Origin of the sequence: Sorangium sp. So ce367, assembly GCF_051520455.1 — a bacterium.
GTDB lineage: Bacteria > Myxococcota_A > Polyangia > Polyangiales > Polyangiaceae > Sorangium > Sorangium cellulosum_B.
On sequence record NZ_CP150334.1, the window covers coordinates 822,441 to 839,561 of the forward strand.

Sequence of the window (17,121 nt, forward strand, 5' to 3'; positions counted from 1 at the left end):
GCCTCATCGCGTCATCGTGCCACCGTCCTCGCGCATCGCTTCCCATCGCGTTCCCATCGCTTCCCATCGCAGGATTGCGCCGTGGCGCTATGTTGAGCGCGCGCCGTGGCGAGCACTTCGCCGTCGCGGAGGCTTGCTCGGCCGCGTATGCTCCGCTGCCCGCTGGCGAGCGCGCGGCTCTTCGCTCCGGCAGCGGCTGCACGTCCCTCACGATCCATGACGACGACCCTCAAGGCCAAGCCCCGCGTCTCTTACGATTGCTCGAAGTGCCCGGCCTACTGCTGCTCCATCTACGAGCGGGTCGAGGTCACGCCGCGCGACCTGCGGCGGCTCGCCCGCCATTTCGGCCTCACGCTCGAGGCCGCGGAGGCGCGCTTCACGAAGCGCTACAACGACGAGCGCATCCTCCGGCGGCAGTCGGATCCCGTGCTCGGCCGGGTCTGCCGCTTCCTCGATCTCACGACCCGCGGCTGCACCATCTACGAGGCCCGGCCCGAGGTCTGCCGCGACTACCCGGGCAGGCCGCGGTGCGGCTATTACGACGTGCTCCAGTTCGAGCGGGAGACACAGGACGATCCCGACGTGATGCCGCTCGTGCAGATCACGTTCCGGTCCAGGACGCCGGCCGGTTAGCGCTCGATAGGCGGCAGCGCGGCTCAAGCGCGGCTCACGTCCACTCGGGCAGCTCGTCGCCCGTGTCCGCCTGCGCCGCCGCGCTCGCCTTCCTCCGCTCGTGCAGCCACTCCTCCGGCCGATCGGCGGGGTAGGTCCGCAGCGAGCCGTCGGCCGGCCCGAGCAGATCCTCCGCGCGCGCCGCGCCCGTGATCCGCTGCGCGGCCATGAGGCCTGACATCGCGGCGCCTGCCACCCCGTGGCTCAGCGTGCTCGCCCCGCACTGGTACAGCCCCGGGATCCTCGTCCCGATGGAGAACGACAGCGGGCCGAGCTGCCACCTCGTCTTGGCGGTGCCGTAGGCGGCGCCGCGGTACGTGGCGCAGTAGAAGTCGTTGGTCAGCGGCGTCGCCACCGAGCGGAACACGATCGCGCGCGAGATGCCTGGGATGACATTCTCCGCCGCCGCGATCATCTGATCTCCGATCGACTCCTTGAACGCCTCGTACTCCGCCCCTCGCTCGCCCGTGCGGGTCTTCTCCCAGCGCGTGAAGGGGCCGTGGGGCACGAACGTGAACATCTCGATCGTGTGGTGGTCGCCCCGGGTCGGGTGGCCCGGGTCCTTCAGCGTCGTGATGGTCAGGAACAGCCCGTCCACCGCCCCGCGCGGCAGCTGGTGCTCCATGCGCTCGTAGAGGCGCCCCACGTCTCGCCCGCGGTACCACCAGTAGTTGCCTGAGTCGTAACCCATCGACCGGAGGTCCATGTCCACCGCGCAGAACACGCTGAGCAGGCTGACCGAGTACTCCATCCGCTGGACCTTGCGGCGCTCGCGGGCGGTCAGCTCGGGCGGCAGCAGCTCTCCATAGGTGATCGCCGGGTCCGCGTTCGAGACGACGCTCGCCGCGCGCAGGACCTCGCCCCCTTCCAGCTCGACGCCGGCCGCTCTCCCTTGCTCGACGAGGATGCGCTTCACCCGCGCGCGCGTCCGCACCTGCCCGCCGAGCCGGCGAAGGGCCCTGATCATCGCGAGCGGGATCCGCTTCGCGCCCCCGCGCGGGTAGTACCCGCCGTCCATGTAATGGCAGACGATGCCCGCGTGGACCGGCAGCGCCACGCGCGACGGCGAGAGCCCGTGATCGCCCCCCTGCGCCGAAAGGAACGCGCGCAGCAGGGGATCACGGATCGTCGCGTCCAGCAGATCTTCCTGGGTGCGGAGGCCCCAGCGCACGAGGCTCGGCGCCTTGAACGGCGCGAGCAGCACCCTCGGGAACCCGAGCATCGCCTCGAGGCGCCCGAGATCGTCGTTGACCCCGCGCAGCACACGGAAATACCGCGCTATTCCCGCGGCCTCGTGCGGGAACCGCGCCGTGAGCCGGGCGATGAGCCGATCGAGGCCCTTGGGCACGTCGAGCCGCTCGTCGCCGATGATCAGGTGATCGAGGCCGTCCGGGTTGAGCTCGCAGAACTCGAGATCTCCCGAGAGCCCGAGCCCCTCGTAGAGCCGCCGCACGGCGCCCCCCGGGCCGAGCCCGCCGATATAATGGACTCCCGGGCTGAACAGGTACCCGTTCAACGAGAAGCTGTGCGTCCACCCGCCGGGCAGGTAGTGCTGCTCGACGACGAGCACCTTCTGTCCCGCGCGCGCCAGCGCGAGCGCCGCAGTGAGCCCGCCGGCGCCCGATCCGATCACGACGGTATCCGCGTGCCGCATGACGCCACCCCCCCCCGGACTACGATGCTCCAGGGACGTGGGCGGCTGCGCGCTTGTGCCCTCGATGGCCCCGCCGCTTGCCCGTCGCTTACCCGCCGTCTCGCTTGCCGGCGTCGGGCGGCGCCCCGGCGTCGGGCGGCGCCCTGTCCGCCTTCTCCATCGTCATGAGCGGCAGCGGGCAGACGACGGGCACGGCGCGCGCGGGGGTCTGCGCCGACTCGCGGAGACAAGTCTTGCCGGTCAGGCGGAGGCGCTCGCCCACCTCGAGGTCGGGCGGGCACACGACCGCCTGGGACGCGGAGACGAGATCCCCATCGATCCAGAAGAGCTCGCACCCGTCGTCCGTCCGGCGGAGGTGGTAGTGCCGCGTCGGCCGCCGCGGCGCCGGCGTGCCCTCCGGGAGCGCGGCGCCGCCGTCGCTCGCCTCCGCGACCCCGCCCTCCCTCCCGGCGTCCCCCTGGCAGGCGGTCACCCCGAACGGCACCCCGAACAGCACCCCGGCCAGCAGCGCCGGCAGGAGCCCGGCCAGCGTTCGCTGCGACGTCGGCGGCGGCATCTGGGCGCCTCCCGGACCGCCCCTGCTCACCGGGTCGGGAAGAGCAGGATGGACATCTTGGTCAGGAAGAAGTCGGCGATCAGGATGGTGATCGACGTCACGACCACCGTGCGCGTGGTCGCGTGGCCGACGCCCTCCGTTCCGCCCCGTGTGATCAGCCCGAAGTGGCACCCGACGAGCGCGATGATCGCCCCGAAGAAGGGCGTCTTGTACATCCCGCTGAAGTAATCGTTGAACGTGACTGAGCCGAGCGCCGTCCTCAGGAAGAAGCCGGCGGGGATGCCGAACTCGGTCGCGCAGACCAGCATCGCCCCGCCGAAGCCCAGCACGAGCGCGAACGCGCCGAGCACGGGCATCACAACGATGCTCGCGAGCAGCCGCGGCAAGACGAGCTTCTTCAGCGGGCTGGCGCCGAGGGCGCGGATCGCGTCGATCTGCTCGGTGACGGCCATCGACCCGACCTCGGCCGCGATGCCGGCGCCGATGCGGCCGCCGACGATCACCGCCGTCAGCGTCGGCGCCAGCTCGCGCGAGAACGACAGGCCGATGATGCGGCCCGTGTACTCCATGCCGCCGAACTTCTGCAGGCCGATGGCGAACTGCACCGCCATGACCATCCCGACGAAGAGCGCCGTCACCGACGCGATGGCGGCCGAGCGGACGCCGAGCGCCTCCATCTGATAGAGGGTCGAGCGGATCTCGAGCGGCCGCTCGAACATCGACCTGAGCGCCCCCCAGGTCATCCGCCCGAACTGCCCGAGGTGCTCGACGAACCCGACCGCGTTCTCGTTGATCCGGGCGAGGAGCGGGGGGAGCGGCGGAGGGGGCAGGCTGTTCGGCGCCTGGCTCTGCGGGGGCACGCTCGTCGGCTGCAGGCTCTGCGGGGGCACGCTGGTGGAGCCCCCGCCGGAGGAGGCGGCCGGCGGGCCGTTCGAGGCGGGCGGCGGCGCCGCCACGGGCCGTTTGCGATCAGTCGTCATCGGTCATCGGTGCGCAGGGTCGAGAAGCCGCGGACCATCCGCGTGAACGCCGGCTCGCTTCCGGCGTAGCGGGCGGGATCGGCGATGAGGAGCATGTCGTACACGCAGCCGTTCTTCTTGAGCACCCAGATGTCGAAGACCTTCGGCACCCCGTCGAGCTTCGCCGACATGACGGTGTGCATCGCCTCGCGGCCGTCGAACGGCACGACCTCCTGCTTCAGCACCTCGCGCTCGGTGAAGTGCAGGAAGAGGTGGTTGGTCAGCGAGACGAGCGGGATGTCCTCCTCGTTCCGGCAGCGCCCGTTGAGGGCGATGGTCGCCCCGTTCGCGTCGTCGCGGTATGCCACCGCCGCGTCGGACACCTCGAGCCGCTCCCAGCTCGCCGGCGCCGGGGGCACGCGGAACGCCACGTCTGTGCCGCGGTAGACCGTTCCGTCGAACGACGGCCCTCCGCAGGCGGCGAGCGCGATCGCGACGGCGAGCAGCCAGGCTCGGGGGTCCGCTGCCTCGCCCGCAGAACCCGCGGCGGTGAGGCGCCTTCGAAGGGGTCGTCGCATCGCTGCGGGCCGACGCTATCACGCTTTTGCATCCTGGGCGAACCGCGAGCAGCCCGGCCGTTCCGGTGAGATCCTTCGGATCTCACCGGCTTTTTCGGCGCGCGCCGCGTACGGGGCGCCGCACCTCGGGTCGCTCCTGGTCGTACCTCGCCGTCACCAGGAGTCTCGCCGCCGCGGCGCGTCCCACGGCGGGGACCGGCGGGCAGCGGGGCGCCGGGGGGACGGGCGAAAGTGCTGCCAGCGCTCGTGCTCGCGCCGGGTGCGCCCTGTCATGAAGATGCGGACGAGGAAGAGCCCGGCGACGAACCCCCCGAGGTGCGCGAAGAACGCCACGCCGCCGCCGCGCACGCCGATGGAGCCGAGCCCGTTCAGCAGGTTCACCACGAAGTACTCGAGGATGACCAGCCACGCCGGGAGCTCCAGGAACAGCCCGAAGATGAACCACAGGAGGAAGATCGGGTTCAGCACCGTGATCGGCGATCGCGGGTAGAGCGACGCGTACGCGGCCAGCACGCCCGAGATCGCGCCCGAGGCGCCCACCATCGGGATCGTCGAGCCGGGATCGATGATGATCTGCGCGCCCGCGGCGGCGACCCCGGACAGCACATAGAAGGCCGCGTAGCGGGCGCTGCCCAGCGCGTCCTCGACGTTGTCGCCGAAGATCCAGAGGAACAGCATGTTCCCGCCGAGGTGGGCCCACCCCGTGGGGTCGTGCAGGAACATGCTGCTGAAGACCGTCCACCACGCGTCGCTCGGCGCTTCCAGGAGCTGCTCGGGGACGAGGCCCCACGCCGAGAGCAGCCGGTCGGGCGGCAACCCGGCAGCGATCGTCGATCGCATCCAGAAGAAACCGAGGACGTTGAGCGCGATCAGCAGGTAGTTGACGACCGGCAGCTTGCGGGTCGGCAGTTGGTCACGGACGGGCAGCATCGTGACCACCTTAAGCACGCGGGCCCGTGACAGCATCCGCCTGCCTTGATAGACCCCCGGCCGATGTCCGCCCTGCGCCTCCACGACACGCTGACCCAGAAGCTCGCCCCGCTCGCCCCACGGCGGCCTGGCGAGGTCCGCATGTACTGCTGCGGCCCGACGACCTACGACGTCGCGCACGTGGGGCACGGCCGCGCCGCACTCGCCCCGGATATCCTCGTCCGCCACCTGAGGGCGCGCGGCCTCCGCGTCGTCTACGTTCGAAACGTCACGGACGTCGACGACAAGATCCTGCAGCGGTCGGCCGAGTCCGGCGAGCCTCCCATGGACCTGTCGGCGCGGATGGCTCGCCTGTACCAGGACGACGTCGCCGCCCTCGGCTGTCTGACGCCCGACGTCGAGCCGAAGGTCTCGGAGCACATCCCGGAGGTCATCGCCCTCGTCGAGCGGCTGATCGAGCGAGGCGCGGCCTATGTCGTCGAGCGGCCCGGCGACGTTCGCGACGTGTATTACTCGGTCCGCAGCTTCCCCTCCTACGGCAAGCTCTCGAAGCGCAACCTCGACGAGCTGCGGGTCGGCGCGCGCGTCGGTCCGTGCGAGGACAAGCGCGATCCGCTCGACTTCGCGCTCTGGAAGGGGGTCGCCCCCGGCGGGTGGGGCTGGGACAGCCCGTGGGGCAAGGGGCGCCCCGGGTGGCACATCGAGTGCTCCGCCATGGCGGGCCGCTACCTCGGGGCCGGCTTCGACGTCCACTGCGGCGGCATGGATCTCGTCTTTCCCCATCACGAGAACGAGATCGCGCAGAGCGAGGCTGCCGATCCGGACGGCGCGCCGCTCGCCTCGATCTGGATCCACAACGGCTTCGTCAACGTCGACAAGGAGAAGATGGCGAAGTCGCTCGGCAACTTCGTCAAGCTCCGCGACGTCTACGCGCGCAACGACCCGGAGGCGCTCCGCTACTTCCTGCTCACGGTCCACTACCGGGGCCCGCTCGAGTTCGACACCCACAAGCGCGACGACGGCCGCGTCGTGTTCCCCGGCGTGGTCGAGGCCGAGCGCCGCGTCGACTACCTGTATGCGACGCTCGATCGACTGTCCGCGCTGTCCGCGCTCGCCGGCCCGCCCGACGCCGGCGACGGCGCCGCGCCGGAGCTGCCGGCGCGGCTCCCGAAGGGGTTCGCGGCGCTCGCCGCGCTGGCCGACGGCGCGCCGGGCCGCGCCGCCGCCGCGCTCGACGACGATCTCAACACCCCCGTCGTGCTCTCGATCATCGCCGAGGTCGCCAAGGCCGCCAACGAGCTCGCCGACGCCGCGCAGCGGCGGGGGAAGGACCAGGACGTCGCCCGCGCCGCCCCGCCGCTCGCGCGCCGCCTCCACGCGGCCCTGCGGTCCTCGCTCGACGTCCTCGGCCTGCTGCAGACGCCGTCTCCGGTCTACCAGGCCCGCACGCAGGAGCAGCGCCTCGGGCTCCTCGGCACGACCCGGCAGGCGATCGAGGCGAAGCTCGCCGAGCGCGCCGCGGCGCGCGCCGCGAAGGACTTCGCGCGGGGCGACGCCCTCCGGAAGGAGCTCGAGCGCGACGGCATCGAGGTTGCCGACTCTCCCACCGGTACGACATTCCGGGTGAGCGCCTGAGGCGCGCCGCGCCGCGCGCGTTCCACCGCTGACGCTCGTGCAGGCGGCTGCCCCCAGTGGACGAGGACCGACGGCAGATCTAGGTTTCGGCCCGATGAAGGCCCGCAGCGGTCCGCGCGGCTCGCACCTCCCGCGGACCAGAACGATGACGGACGACCATGGCTCGTGATCTCTACTCCGTGCTCGGCGTCTCGCGCGACGCGGACGAGGACAGCATCAAGAAGGCGTTCCGCAAGCTCGCGATGAAGTACCACCCGGACAAGAGCCCGGGGAAGGCCAACGAGCAGAGGTTCAAGGAGATCAACCAGGCTCACGAGGTGCTGAGCGACAAGACGAAGCGCGCGCTCTACGACGAGTTCGGCGAGGAGAGCCTCTCGCAGAACTTCGATCCCGAGCGCGCCCGCGCCTACCGCCGCTACGCGAACGCGCGGGCCGGCGGCGGGGGCCGCGGCCCCGGCGGCTTCGACGTCCAGGAGATCTTCGGCAACGCCCAAGCCGGAGGCGACCTCAGCGACATCCTCGGCGACCTCTTTGGCCGTGGCCGCGCCGGCGCGGGGGGCGCGGGCCGCCGCCCGCAGCCGGCGCGCGGCCGCGGCGGCGACATCGAGCAGAACCTCACCATCGATTTCGTGTCGGCGGTGCGCGGCACGACGCTCCAGCTGCAGCGCGAGGGTGATCCCGAGCCGGTCACGGTGCGCGTCCCGCCCGGGGCCGCCGAGGGCAGCCGCCTGCGCATCCGCGGCCAGGGCGCGCCGGGCATGGGCGGCGGCGAGCCCGGCGATCTGCTGCTCAACATCCACGTCACGCCGCACCCGTTCTTCAAGCGCGAGGGCGACGACCTCCACCTCGACGTCCCCGTCACCCTGGGCGAGGCCTACCGGGGCGAGAAGATCCGCATCCCCACGCCCGACGGCGAGGTGACGCTCAAGATCCCGGCGCGCACCCAGACCGGCCAGGTGATGCGGCTGCGCGGCAAGGGCATCGCCCGCAAGGCGAAGGAGCCCGGGGATCTCTACGTGAAGTTCGTGGTGCACGTCCCCACCGTCGACGACCCCGAGGTCGCGAAGGCGATCGACGCGCTCGACGGCAAGGTGGAGGCGCCGCGCGGCGATCTGCGGTTCTGAGCGCGGCCTCGCGGTGCGGCGCGGGCTGCGCGTACGGTCCGCTCCTCGCCGTGGCCATCGCGCTCGCCGCGTGCGCCTCGCCGGCGCCGCCGCGCCCGGCCTCGCGCGCCGCCGGCCTCTCCGCCCCGGCCGCCGGTCCGCCCAGGCGAGTGGACGCCCTGGCGCCTACCGCCTCCTCCACTGAGCCGCGCGCCCCGGCCGCGCCTCCGGCGGTCTCGCCTGCGGCGCCGGGCGCCTCCCTCGGGGACCCGTCCGCGGCGGCCGCCGAGGGCGACGCGCGCGGCGCCTCGCAGGGGCCCTCGATCGCGATCGATCCGCCCTACAAGCTCGGCCGCCACCTCGTGCCTCGCGGCCAGGCCGAGGTGGCGGAGCAGAATCGCTGGAACGTCGGGGGCAGGGGGGATCCCCCCGCGCCGCCGCCTCCGACCGAGGGGCACCCGCTGCCGAGGATCATCGTGGACATCGACCACGTGAAGGGTCCGCTCAAGGCGAGCGAGGTGCAGCGCATCGCCCGGCGGCACCTCTGGATCCACGTCTACTCGTGCTACCGCCTGCGCGCGTACCGGGACCCGACGCTGCACGGCAAGACCACGGTGCGGCTCACGGTGAGCCGCGCCGGCAAGGTCACGGGGGCGCGCGCCACCTCGTCCACGCTCTCCGCGCCGGACGTCGTCTCGTGCCTCGCCGCGCGCGCCCGGTCGCTCCCGCTCCCCAGGGCCAAGGCCGGCTCGACGGTCACGGCCACGCTGCAGGTCTATCCGGGCGACGAGCCGGTCGAGCCTCCGCCGTCCGTCCTCGCTCCTGGGCCGGGCGAGCTCCCGCCGGACGCGATCTCCGCGGCTCTGGCCGAGGCCTTGCCCGTGTGGCGGAGCTGCTACGAAGAGGCCCTCGCGGGCGCGCCGGCGCTCTGGGGCCGCCTCGCGATCCGCTTCCACGTGACCGACAGCGGCGCCGTCGACGAGGCCTTCGAGGCCGAGTCGCGCTTCCCGGACGAACGGCTCACCCGCTGCGTGCTCCGGCGCGCGCGAGCGCTCACGTTCCCGGCGCCGGAGGGCGGCGACCTGCGCTTCGTCGTACCGCTCCGGTTTTCGCCCGACCCGCAGCCCTCAGCACCCTAGTTCCGCCCCAACCGGGACGGGCTCCTTGTGCTCCGCGCTACGACTCGCCTCTTCCCGCGCGCTGCGTGCGGTGCGAACGCTCCCGCCGCCTGCACGGTCGAGGCGGTCGCACAGGCAAACCGTGCAGCGACCCGCAACGCCAAATTGCGCCGCATGGCGTATGTGCAACTTTACGGTGGGGGAGGAGGCTCAGGTAACCCATGGATATCTCACCGGGCACCATCGTTGGGGGGAAGTATCTGCTGGAGAGGCAGCTCGCGCGTCCGTTCGCGCGGATCGCGCGCGACCGCGGCTCGGTCTGGGTCGCGCGCGAGCTCCAGCTGGGCGTTCGCGTCGCCCTGAAGCTCTTCGACCCCGACGCCGGCGCCACGGGGGAGATCCTCTGGCTCGACCGCTGGGTCCGCGCCGCCGCCGAGCTCTCGTCGCGGCACGTCGTGAGCGTGCGCGATCACGGCACCGAGGACGGCGTGGTCTACCTGGCGATGGACCTGCTCTCCGGCGAGGATCTCGCGGCGCGCCTCGTCCGGCGCGGCCGGCTCTCGCTGGACGAGGCCGCGCGCGTCGCGGCGCAGGCCGGCGACGCCCTGCAGGCCGCCCACGCGGCGGGCCTCCTTCACCAGGGCCTCCGGCCGGAGAGCCTCTTCCTCGCGCTGGAGGGCGACGAGGAGGTCGTGAAGGTGCTCGACTTCGGCCTCCCGAGGGCGGTCGCGCCACGGCTCGTCGGCGAGATCGCGGCAGAGATCAGCGCGGGCGCGCTCCACTACCTCAGCCCGGAACAGATCCGTGCGGAGCGGACCCTCGACGCGCAGACCGATCTCTGGTCGCTGGCCGCGATCCTGTTTCGCGCGGTGACCGGTCACCTCCCGTTCCCCGGCGACATCGCCAGCGTCGTCGCCTCGAAGATCCTGCTTGCGCCGGTGCCCATCGCGACGCGGCTCGCGCCGAGGCTGCCTGCCGCGCTGGACGGCTTCTTCGAGAAGGCGTTCGCGCGCGACCGGGCCCGGCGCTTCCGCTCGGTGGAGGAGATGGTGTCGTCGTTCGCTCGCATCGCGGAGCACGCGCCGCCTCCCTCCTCTGGCCTCCAGCGCCCGCCCCTGTCGGCGCGCGCTTCCGGGATCGCCTCGGTGCGGGCGCCGGTCGCGGCGTTCGCGCAGGGGAACGCGGCGGCCCCTCGCGCCATCATGGGGCCGGAGGCCGGCTCCGAGCCGCCGACCGCGAGCCGCACGACGCCGCCGGACACGCTGCTCGGCGCGGAGAGCGCCAACGTGCTGCGCGGTCTCGCGGCGCCCGCGCGCCTGGGCTGGCTCCTCCCCGCCGGCCTCGTCGCGCTGATGGGCGTCGCGACGTTCGTGACGCTCACGCGGCCCGAGCGCCCGAGGCCCGCGATGGCCGCGACCGGCGCCAGGGCGGCCGTGCTCACGGCGGTGCTTGCCGCCGGCAAGGCGCAGGCGGCGCGCGCCGCCGCGCTCGAGGCGATCGCCTCGCCGCCGGCTCGGCCGGCGCTTCCCGAGCCTCCTCAGCGCGGCGCCCGCGCGGCGGCAACCGCGCCCCAGGCCACCGCTTCGTCGCGGCTCGCGCGGCCAGGCACCGCCACGGGGGCAGCCCCCACGGGCGCGCGCGTGCGCCAGAGCCTGCTGCACGACTGAGCGCTGCGCGCTACGCGCTCTGGACCGCGTCGTCGTCAGCGGCCTTCTCGGCAGCGGCCTTCTCGGCGGCGGTCTTCTCGGCGGCGGCCCTCTTCTCCGCGGCCGCGTCGCTCGCCTTGCGCGCCTCCTGCGCCGCGCGGATCGCCGACAGCGCCGCGCGCGCGTCGCCGCGCGTCCCTTCCGACGCCGCGCGCGGGTCGCTCCCGTTCCCGATGCGCGCGCCGGTCATCGTCTCGAAGTAGCCCGACTCGACCCAGACGGCGCCGAGCGTGTGCGCCATCTCCGCGCCCTCCGGCCCGAAGTACCCGACCGAGCCGCCGTAGATCTGGCGCGGGCCGACCTCGAGGCGCCGGCTCACGCCGCTCGCGCGCGCCGCCGGCGCGCCGACCGCGCTGCCGCGCGCGAAGGCGGCGCGCAGCGCCTCGACGGGCGACGCGTCGCCCGCGCTCGGCCCCGCCGATGGATCGCGCTCGACGCGGACGAGCGTCTCGCCCGACGCGCCTGCCACGGTGAGCCCCGGCGCGAACGGCGACTCCGCGAAGTCGAGGAAGTAGAGGTGGGTCGACGGCGCGAGCACCCGCAGCGCCCGGTACACGTCGAACGGATCCGCGCCGCGCAGCGGGGCTCGGAACCTGCGGGCGAGCACGACCTCCTTCGCCTCGCCGGCCGCGACGCGCTCGTGCGCGGCGACCACCTTCGCGGCGAAGTCCTCGTCGGCCACCGGCGTCTCCACGTGCTCTGGCAGGGCGTGCGGATCGAGCGCGGGGAGGCTCATCTGCTCTGGCCCGTGCGATAGCTCCCAGGCGCATCGGCTCACGGCGCCTTGCGACTGGCCGGCGATCGTCATGGTCTGCGCAACGCTGTCGAACACGACGACGGTCGCGTCCTTCATGACCCGTCCGAGGTAGGCCTCGTCGGGCCACGGCTCGACGCCGAGGAGCAGGTGCACCGCATCGTACGCGAGGAAGCCGACCCAGGCCTGACAGACGCGGGCCGCCAGGTCGCGCGCCGTGCCCTGTGCGTCCGGCGTCTCTCGGGCCGTGGCTTGCGCGAGCCCGTCCGCGAGCGTCGCGAACGGGTCGAACCCGCTCGGGAGGAGGGTCTCGGCGCGCGCCCTGTAGCCGAGGATCGCGTAGCGGCCCCAGCGCTCGCCGGGCAGGGCGGACTCCAGCATGAACGACGACCGGCCCGGCGACTGGGCGCGGAGCGCGGCGTAGGCGCGGACCGGCGTGACGTGATCGGCCGGCAGGGTACGGGTCACGACGGAGCTCATCGCGGCCCAGCCTACACGACGTTGCGCCGCGCGGAGAAGGCGGGCAAGGTACCTCGAAGGACGCGGTGCGAAGCGCGAAAGCCCTCTCTTCGGCCCTCGGTTTGACTGCCCGCGGCGGCTGGCTGACTGCCTGCGGCGGCTGGCTGGTCGCCTTTGGCAGCCTGGCAGCTGCCTGCGGCGGCGCGCAGCCCGCCCCGGAGGGCGCGAGCACCACGGTCGTCTCGCTGCGGAAGATCGACTGCGAGGCGTGCGGCGCCGAGCTCGTCGCGGATCTCCGCGAGCGCCCGGGCGTCTATTCGGCCGCCTTCGACAGGCGCCGCGCCGAGATCTCCGTCACCGCGTCACGGTCGTTCGACGTCGCTGGGACCGTGAAACGGCTCGCCGCCGACGAGGGGTTCGAGGCGGTGCTCGGCGCCGGCCAGGGGCAGTACCTCGGCTGGGCGACGTTCCCCGAGGGCGCGGACGCCCGGACGATCGAGGACGGCGGCGCCGACATCCCCGACCTCGGCGCCCAGATCGTCCCGGGCAAGGTCACGGTCATCGACTTCGTGGCGGCCTGGTGCATGCCCTGCCGCAAGCTGGACGCGCACATGGTCACGGTGCTCGAGGCCCGCAAGGACGTCGCGTACCGCAAGCTCGACATCGTCGACTGGGACAGCCCGCTCGCCCGGCGGTACCTGAAGGAGATCTCGAAGCTGCCGTACGTGATCGTCTTCGACACGTCGGGCGCGCGGGTCGAGGCGATCGCCGGCCTCGCGCTCGACGAGCTCGACGCGGCGATCGAGCGCGGCGCGCGGCGCTGAGCCGGCGCTGGCCCGGGCGCGCGCGTCCACGCTGTCCACGCTGGGCGCGCGGCGGGCCAGGCGTCGCCGATCGGCGAGCGGATCAGTAGTGGCCGAAGAGGTCCTGGATGCGCGACTCGAGCGCGACCGCGATCTTGTAGAGCGACGAGATGGACGCCGACGACTCGGCGCGCTCGATCTGCGACAGCAGCGACACGCTGAGCCCCGTGCGGCGCGCCATCTGCTTCAGCGTGAGGTCCTTGTCCTTGCGGAGGTTCCTGATCGTGTCGCCGATGACGCGGTGGAGCTGCTCCTCGGGCGTGCGCGCGAGGCCCTTCTTGCGCATGACGCGGGCGAGCACCTCGCGGAACTCGTCCACGTTGAACGGCTTCTTGATGTAATCGACCGCGTCGAGCTTCATAGACGCGACGGCGCTCTCGAGGTTGGGGAAGCCGGTGAAGATGACGACGGCGATGTCGTTGTCGACCTTGCGGATGCGCTTGAGCACCTCGATGCCGTCGAGCTTCGGCATCATCAGGTCGAGGATGATGAGGTGATAGCCGCCTGTGCGCACCTCTTCCTCCACGGTCGTGGGGTCGCCCAGCGTCTTGACCTGGTACCCGTCGCGCTCGAGAAGCGTCTGCATGTAGTCACAGATCGCGCGGTCGTCGTCGACGATCAGAATGCGTACAGCGGGAAGCTCAATTGCCACCTGTTCCTCCTCTCACGTCACGACCGCCGGAGCCGGCCGGTCGCCCTGGTCCGTTCTGGAAGGGGCCGCCCGTGCGGTCCCCTGCTCAAGTTGCGCGAGCAGGGGGCGAGGTCCTCACCGGCGCACCAGGCGCCTCGCTCTCTGCTTCCTTTCGGCAACATCGGGATTCCAGTGACACTTTAACACGACCTGAGCAAGTTAGGACGGGACATTTTTCTTGCGCTCCCACGATTCTTGGCTTCGTGAAACGTCCGGGGCGCCGGGGCGACCCCGAAGTGAGCGAATTCTTGCCGCTTTTTGTCATCTGGCTGTCATGCGGCGCGCGGGCGCTCCCGGGGATGCCGTGCGCGCCTGCGGTGCAGCGGTGGAGCCCTGATCATTTCGTATTGACAAGCGGCTCGCTCTTGGCGATGTTGCGCGCCCGCTGTTCAGCGGGCGTTGCTCTTGGGGCAGCGAACGGGGCGTAGCGCAGCCTGGTAGCGCACTCGGTTCGGGACCGAGGAGTCGGAGGTTCAAATCCTCTCGCCCCGACTCAGTTCATCTGGGATCCACGAAGGGCGGCCTGATGGCCGCCCTTCGTCGTTTGGGCGTGCCGACGGGAAGACGGGGAGCGGGGGGCCTTCCTGGCCGTGGGCGTCTACGTTGACGTTTGGCCGTTTACGTCCACGACCACGACCACGTGGACGTTCGCGTCCGCGTTGACGTCCACGTTGGGGTGGGCGGGGGCGGGCCTAGCCGGTGCGGCCGGCCAGGTTGGCGATCACGGCTGCTAGCTCCGACGCCTCGATCGGCTTGGGCACGTGCGACTGGAAGCCGGCCAGCAGCGCGCGGGTGCGGTCCTGGGCGCTCGCGTACGCGGTCAGCGCCGCGGCGGGGATGCGACCTCCCTGCTCGGGGCTCTGCGCGCGCAGGCGCCGGATCAGGCTGTAGCCGTCCTCCCCGGGCATCCCGAGATCGCTCAGGATCACGTCGGGCTTCTCGCGCTCGATCGCGGACAGCGCCTCGTCGACCGTCGCGACCGCGGTGATGCTCGCCCCCTTGCGCTCCAGCACCGTGGTCACGAGCTCCCGCGCGTCCGGCTCGTCGTCGACCATCAGCACCCGGACGCCCTGGAGCGTCGGCTCCAGCTCGTTGGACAGGGGGACCAGCCCGTCGGCCCTCCGGAGCGCCGCGATGGCGCCCCGGGGCGCGAGCGGGATGTCCACCGTGAACGTCGCGCCCTTGCCGTCCCCGGCGCTCTCCGCCTTCACGGTGCCGCCGTGGAGCTCGATGAGGTGGCGGGCGATCGCAAGGCCGAGCCCGAGCCCGCTGTGCGGCCGCGTGCTCGTGCTGTCGGCCTGGCGGAAGCGGTCGAACACGTACGGCAGGAACTCCGGCACGATGCCCTGGCCCGTGTCGCTCACCTGGATGCGGGCCAGGCCCTCGGCCCTGCCGAGCTGGATCGACACCTTGCCGCCGCGCGGGGTGAACTTGATCGCGTTCGACAGGAGGTTCCACACCACCTGCTGCAGCCGCGTCTGGTCGCCCGAGATCGGCCCCGCGTTCGGGTCGAGCTGCACGAGCAGCTCGATCCCCTTCGCGTCCGCGCCGTGGCGGACCGCGTCGATGGCGGCGTTGATGATGGGCGGCAGGTCGACCAGCATCACGTCGAGCCGCAGCTTGCCGGTGATGATGCGGGAGGCGTCGAGGAGGTCCTCGACGAGCTGCGCCTGGAGCGTGCCGTTGCGCTCGATCGCCTCCAGCGCGCGGACGTGCGTGTCCGGCTTCAGCGAGCCCTGCCGCAGCATGCGCGCCCAGCCGAGGATCGCGGTGAGCGGGGTCCTGAGCTCGTGCGAGAGCGTCGCGAGGAACTCGTCCTTGGCGCGGTTGACCTGCTGCGACTCGCGGTAGAGCTGGGCGTTGTCGAGCGCGAGCGCGGCGAAGTTGCAGAGCTCCTCGGCGAGCGCGAGATCCTCGACGGTGTAGCGCCGGCTCGGCTCGGTCGAGAGCAGCGTGATCGCCCCGCGCGTCCGGTCCCGGGCGCGCAGCGGCACGATCATCGCCGAGCGGACGCCGAGCTCCCGGAGCAGCGCGAGGTAGGCCGGGTCGTGCGCGCCGGACCAGCACTCGTTGCCCGGCTTCAGCGACGCGGCGCGCTGCCACGCCATGCCCTCGACGTCGGGGAGCAGGAGCGACTCGCCGCACCGGAGCACCGCGTGCACCGCGCGCGGCACCTCGGGATCCGTCGGGTAGCGGGCCGGGAGATCCCGCCCCAGCGCCTTCTTCGTGTCGCTCGCGTGCACGGCCGCGAGCCGGCCCAGCGAGCCGTCCGGCTCGACGATGTCCACCACCGTGGCGTCGGCGATGTGCGGCACCGCGAGGCGGGCGACGTTGGCCAGCGTGCTCTCGTAGTCGAGGCCCGACAGCGCGAGCTGCCGGCTCGCCTCGCCGATGAAGTAGCGCCGCTTGTCGGCGAGCCGCTTCTCGGTCACGTCGCGGAAGACCAGCACGAGCCCGACGAGCTCGCCCTCCTCGCTCCGGATCGGCGCGCCGTTCGAGTCGATCGCGAGCTCCGAGCCGTCCTTGCGCAGCAGCAGCGTGGTGTCGTCGAGCCCGATGATGCCGCCGTGGCGCAGCACCTCGGTGACGGGGTTGTCGAGGTCGTGGCGCGTCTGCTCGGAGATGATCCGGAAGACATCGGACAGGCGGCGGTCCTTCGCCTCGTCGAGCGTCCAGCCGGTCAGCGTCTCGGCCACGGCGTTCATGAAGTCGATCCGCCCGGTGCCGTCGGTCGAGATCACCGCGTCGCCGATGCTCTTCAGGGTGGTCGAGAACTTCGTCTTGCTGACCCGGAGGTCCGCCTCGAGCTGCTTGAACTGGGTGATGTCGGCGAAGATGGACACCGCGCCGAGCATCTCGCCCTCCGGCGAGAAGAGCGGCGCGCAGCTGCCGAGCAGCATCCCGTGGGTGCCGTCGAAGCGCTGGAAGTGGATCTCCTCCGCGGGGACGGTCTCCCTGCGCGACAGGCACCGCGCCATCGACCAGTCGCCGCCCTCGAACGGCCGCCCGTCGGGGTGGAACGCGCGGTAGCGCCCCCAGCCCTCGACGTTCTCGGCGGTGGAGCTGCCGGCCCAGATCCGCTCGGAGGCGCGGTTCTGGAGGATCAGCTTGCCCTGGCTGTCGGAGACGATGATGCCGTGCGGGCTCTCGCTGAGGAGCGCGTCGAGGAGCCCGCGCTCGTGCTGGGTGATCACGCGCAGCCGCTCGACCTCGCGGCGCAGCGCCTCGATCTCCGTGTCGACCGGCGGCACCGACGCCGCGAGCGGCGTGAGCTCGAAGGAGGCGCTCGCGGTCGGATCGAGGCTCACGATCGCGCGGTCGATCTCCATGACCGTCGGGCCGATGAGCCGCCGCTGCTCCGTTGTCCTGGCCGTGTCGTACAGCAATGCCCGCGCCTGCGCGAGCGCCGCGACGATCGGCATGTCCGGGCGTTCGGGCATAGA

Annotated in this window: 14 protein-coding genes and 1 tRNA gene; 7 read left to right on the plus strand and 8 right to left on the minus strand. The window is 72.3% G+C overall.

Going from position 1 to position 17,121, the window contains the following annotated elements:
• Positions 1-216: 216 nt before the first annotated feature.
• Complete coding sequence (locus WME97_RS03105) at positions 217-633, plus strand: YkgJ family cysteine cluster protein (RefSeq protein ID WP_437279621.1); 417 nt, start codon at positions 217-219, stop codon at positions 631-633.
• Positions 634-667: 34 nt separating this feature from the next.
• Here WME97_RS03105 and WME97_RS03110 read toward each other — a convergent pair whose 3' ends face one another.
• The 5 genes from WME97_RS03110 to WME97_RS03130 all read right to left on the minus strand — a co-directional run bounded on the left by WME97_RS03110 (position 668) and on the right by WME97_RS03130 (position 5,349).
• Positions 668-2,326 (minus strand): phytoene desaturase family protein, encoded by a 1,659-nt coding sequence (locus WME97_RS03110; RefSeq protein WP_437549406.1) that lies wholly within the window; start codon positions 2,324-2,326, stop codon positions 668-670.
• Positions 2,327-2,414: 88 nt separating this feature from the next.
• A complete protein-coding gene (locus WME97_RS03115; protein ID WP_437549408.1) occupies positions 2,415-2,882 on the minus strand; it encodes a hypothetical protein in 468 nt (155 codons plus the stop codon).
• 26 nt (positions 2,883-2,908) lie between these two features.
• A complete protein-coding gene (locus WME97_RS03120; protein WP_437549410.1) occupies positions 2,909-3,862 on the minus strand; it encodes an MlaE family lipid ABC transporter permease subunit in 954 nt (317 codons plus the stop codon).
• Positions 3,859-4,419 (minus strand): hypothetical protein, encoded by a 561-nt coding sequence (locus tag WME97_RS03125; protein ID WP_437549412.1) that lies wholly within the window; start codon positions 4,417-4,419, stop codon positions 3,859-3,861. Before WME97_RS03125 ends, WME97_RS03120 begins: the two co-directional genes overlap by 4 nt.
• A gap of 153 nt (positions 4,420-4,572) precedes the next feature.
• A complete protein-coding gene (locus WME97_RS03130; protein WP_437549413.1) occupies positions 4,573-5,349 on the minus strand; it encodes a rhomboid family intramembrane serine protease in 777 nt (258 codons plus the stop codon).
• 63 nt (positions 5,350-5,412) lie between these two features.
• Between WME97_RS03130 and cysS the strand changes: the two genes are divergently transcribed.
• The 4 genes from cysS to WME97_RS03150 all read left to right on the plus strand — a co-directional run bounded on the left by cysS (position 5,413) and on the right by WME97_RS03150 (position 10,872).
• Positions 5,413-6,984 (plus strand): cysteine--tRNA ligase, encoded by a 1,572-nt coding sequence (gene cysS / locus WME97_RS03135; protein WP_437549415.1) that lies wholly within the window; start codon positions 5,413-5,415, stop codon positions 6,982-6,984.
• Positions 6,985-7,142: 158 nt separating this feature from the next.
• Positions 7,143-8,108: a DnaJ C-terminal domain-containing protein gene (locus WME97_RS03140; RefSeq protein WP_437549417.1), complete on the plus strand. Its 966-nt coding sequence runs from the start codon at positions 7,143-7,145 to the stop codon at positions 8,106-8,108.
• 50 nt (positions 8,109-8,158) lie between these two features.
• Positions 8,159-9,226, plus strand: a complete 1,068-nt coding sequence (locus WME97_RS03145; protein ID WP_437549419.1) for an AgmX/PglI C-terminal domain-containing protein — start codon at positions 8,159-8,161, stop codon at positions 9,224-9,226.
• A 200-nt stretch (positions 9,227-9,426) separates the two neighbouring features.
• The gene (locus tag WME97_RS03150; protein ID WP_437549421.1) at positions 9,427-10,872 is read left to right on the plus strand and encodes a protein kinase domain-containing protein; all 1,446 of its coding nucleotides are present in this window, start codon (positions 9,427-9,429) and stop codon (positions 10,870-10,872) included.
• A gap of 10 nt (positions 10,873-10,882) precedes the next feature.
• Here WME97_RS03150 and WME97_RS03155 read toward each other — a convergent pair whose 3' ends face one another.
• Positions 10,883-12,145, minus strand: coding sequence for a chorismate-binding protein (locus WME97_RS03155; protein ID WP_437549422.1), 1,263 nt, complete (start codon positions 12,143-12,145; stop codon positions 10,883-10,885).
• Positions 12,146-12,210: 65 nt separating this feature from the next.
• Here WME97_RS03155 and WME97_RS03160 point away from each other — a divergent pair, with 65 nt between their 5' ends.
• Positions 12,211-12,948 carry a TlpA family protein disulfide reductase gene (locus WME97_RS03160; protein WP_437549424.1) on the plus strand — a complete coding sequence of 246 codons (738 nt, stop codon included), beginning with the start codon at positions 12,211-12,213 and terminating at the stop codon, positions 12,946-12,948.
• 82 nt (positions 12,949-13,030) lie between these two features.
• On the opposite strand, the gene WME97_RS03165 is transcribed toward WME97_RS03160, so the two are convergent.
• Positions 13,031-13,639, minus strand: a complete 609-nt coding sequence (locus WME97_RS03165) for a response regulator (protein WP_012233257.1) — start codon at positions 13,637-13,639, stop codon at positions 13,031-13,033.
• A 457-nt stretch (positions 13,640-14,096) separates the two neighbouring features.
• On the opposite strand from WME97_RS03165, the gene WME97_RS03170 reads away from it, so the two are divergent.
• Positions 14,097-14,170, plus strand: a tRNA-Pro gene (locus tag WME97_RS03170).
• Between the two features lie 200 nt (positions 14,171-14,370).
• Here the strand turns inward: WME97_RS03170 and WME97_RS03175 are convergent.
• Complete coding sequence (locus WME97_RS03175; protein WP_437549426.1) at positions 14,371-17,118, minus strand: ATP-binding protein; 2,748 nt, start codon at positions 17,116-17,118, stop codon at positions 14,371-14,373.
• Positions 17,119-17,121 lie beyond the last annotated feature (3 nt).

What these genes read in the sequence shown, in the direction of transcription:
- WME97_RS03105 (WP_437279621.1), top strand. Translation starts at nt 217, where the DNA reads ATGACGACGACCCTCAAGGCCAAGCCCCGCGTCTCTTACGATTGCTCG.
- WME97_RS03110 (WP_437549406.1), bottom strand. Translation starts at nt 2,326, where the DNA reads ATGCGGCACGCGGATACCGTCGTGATCGGATCGGGCGCCGGCGGGCTC.
- WME97_RS03115 (WP_437549408.1), bottom strand. Translation starts at nt 2,882, where the DNA reads ATGCCGCCGCCGACGTCGCAGCGAACGCTGGCCGGGCTCCTGCCGGCG.
- WME97_RS03120 (WP_437549410.1), bottom strand. Translation starts at nt 3,862, where the DNA reads ATGACGACTGATCGCAAACGGCCCGTGGCGGCGCCGCCGCCCGCCTCG.
- WME97_RS03125 (WP_437549412.1), bottom strand. Translation starts at nt 4,419, where the DNA reads ATGCGACGACCCCTTCGAAGGCGCCTCACCGCCGCGGGTTCTGCGGGC.
- WME97_RS03130 (WP_437549413.1), bottom strand. Translation starts at nt 5,349, where the DNA reads ATGCTGCCCGTCCGTGACCAACTGCCGACCCGCAAGCTGCCGGTCGTC.
- cysS (WP_437549415.1), top strand. Translation starts at nt 5,413, where the DNA reads ATGTCCGCCCTGCGCCTCCACGACACGCTGACCCAGAAGCTCGCCCCG.
- WME97_RS03140 (WP_437549417.1), top strand. Translation starts at nt 7,143, where the DNA reads ATGGCTCGTGATCTCTACTCCGTGCTCGGCGTCTCGCGCGACGCGGAC.
- WME97_RS03150 (WP_437549421.1), top strand. Translation starts at nt 9,427, where the DNA reads ATGGATATCTCACCGGGCACCATCGTTGGGGGGAAGTATCTGCTGGAG.
- WME97_RS03155 (WP_437549422.1), bottom strand. Translation starts at nt 12,145, where the DNA reads ATGAGCTCCGTCGTGACCCGTACCCTGCCGGCCGATCACGTCACGCCG.
- WME97_RS03175 (WP_437549426.1), bottom strand. Translation starts at nt 17,118, where the DNA reads ATGCCCGAACGCCCGGACATGCCGATCGTCGCGGCGCTCGCGCAGGCG.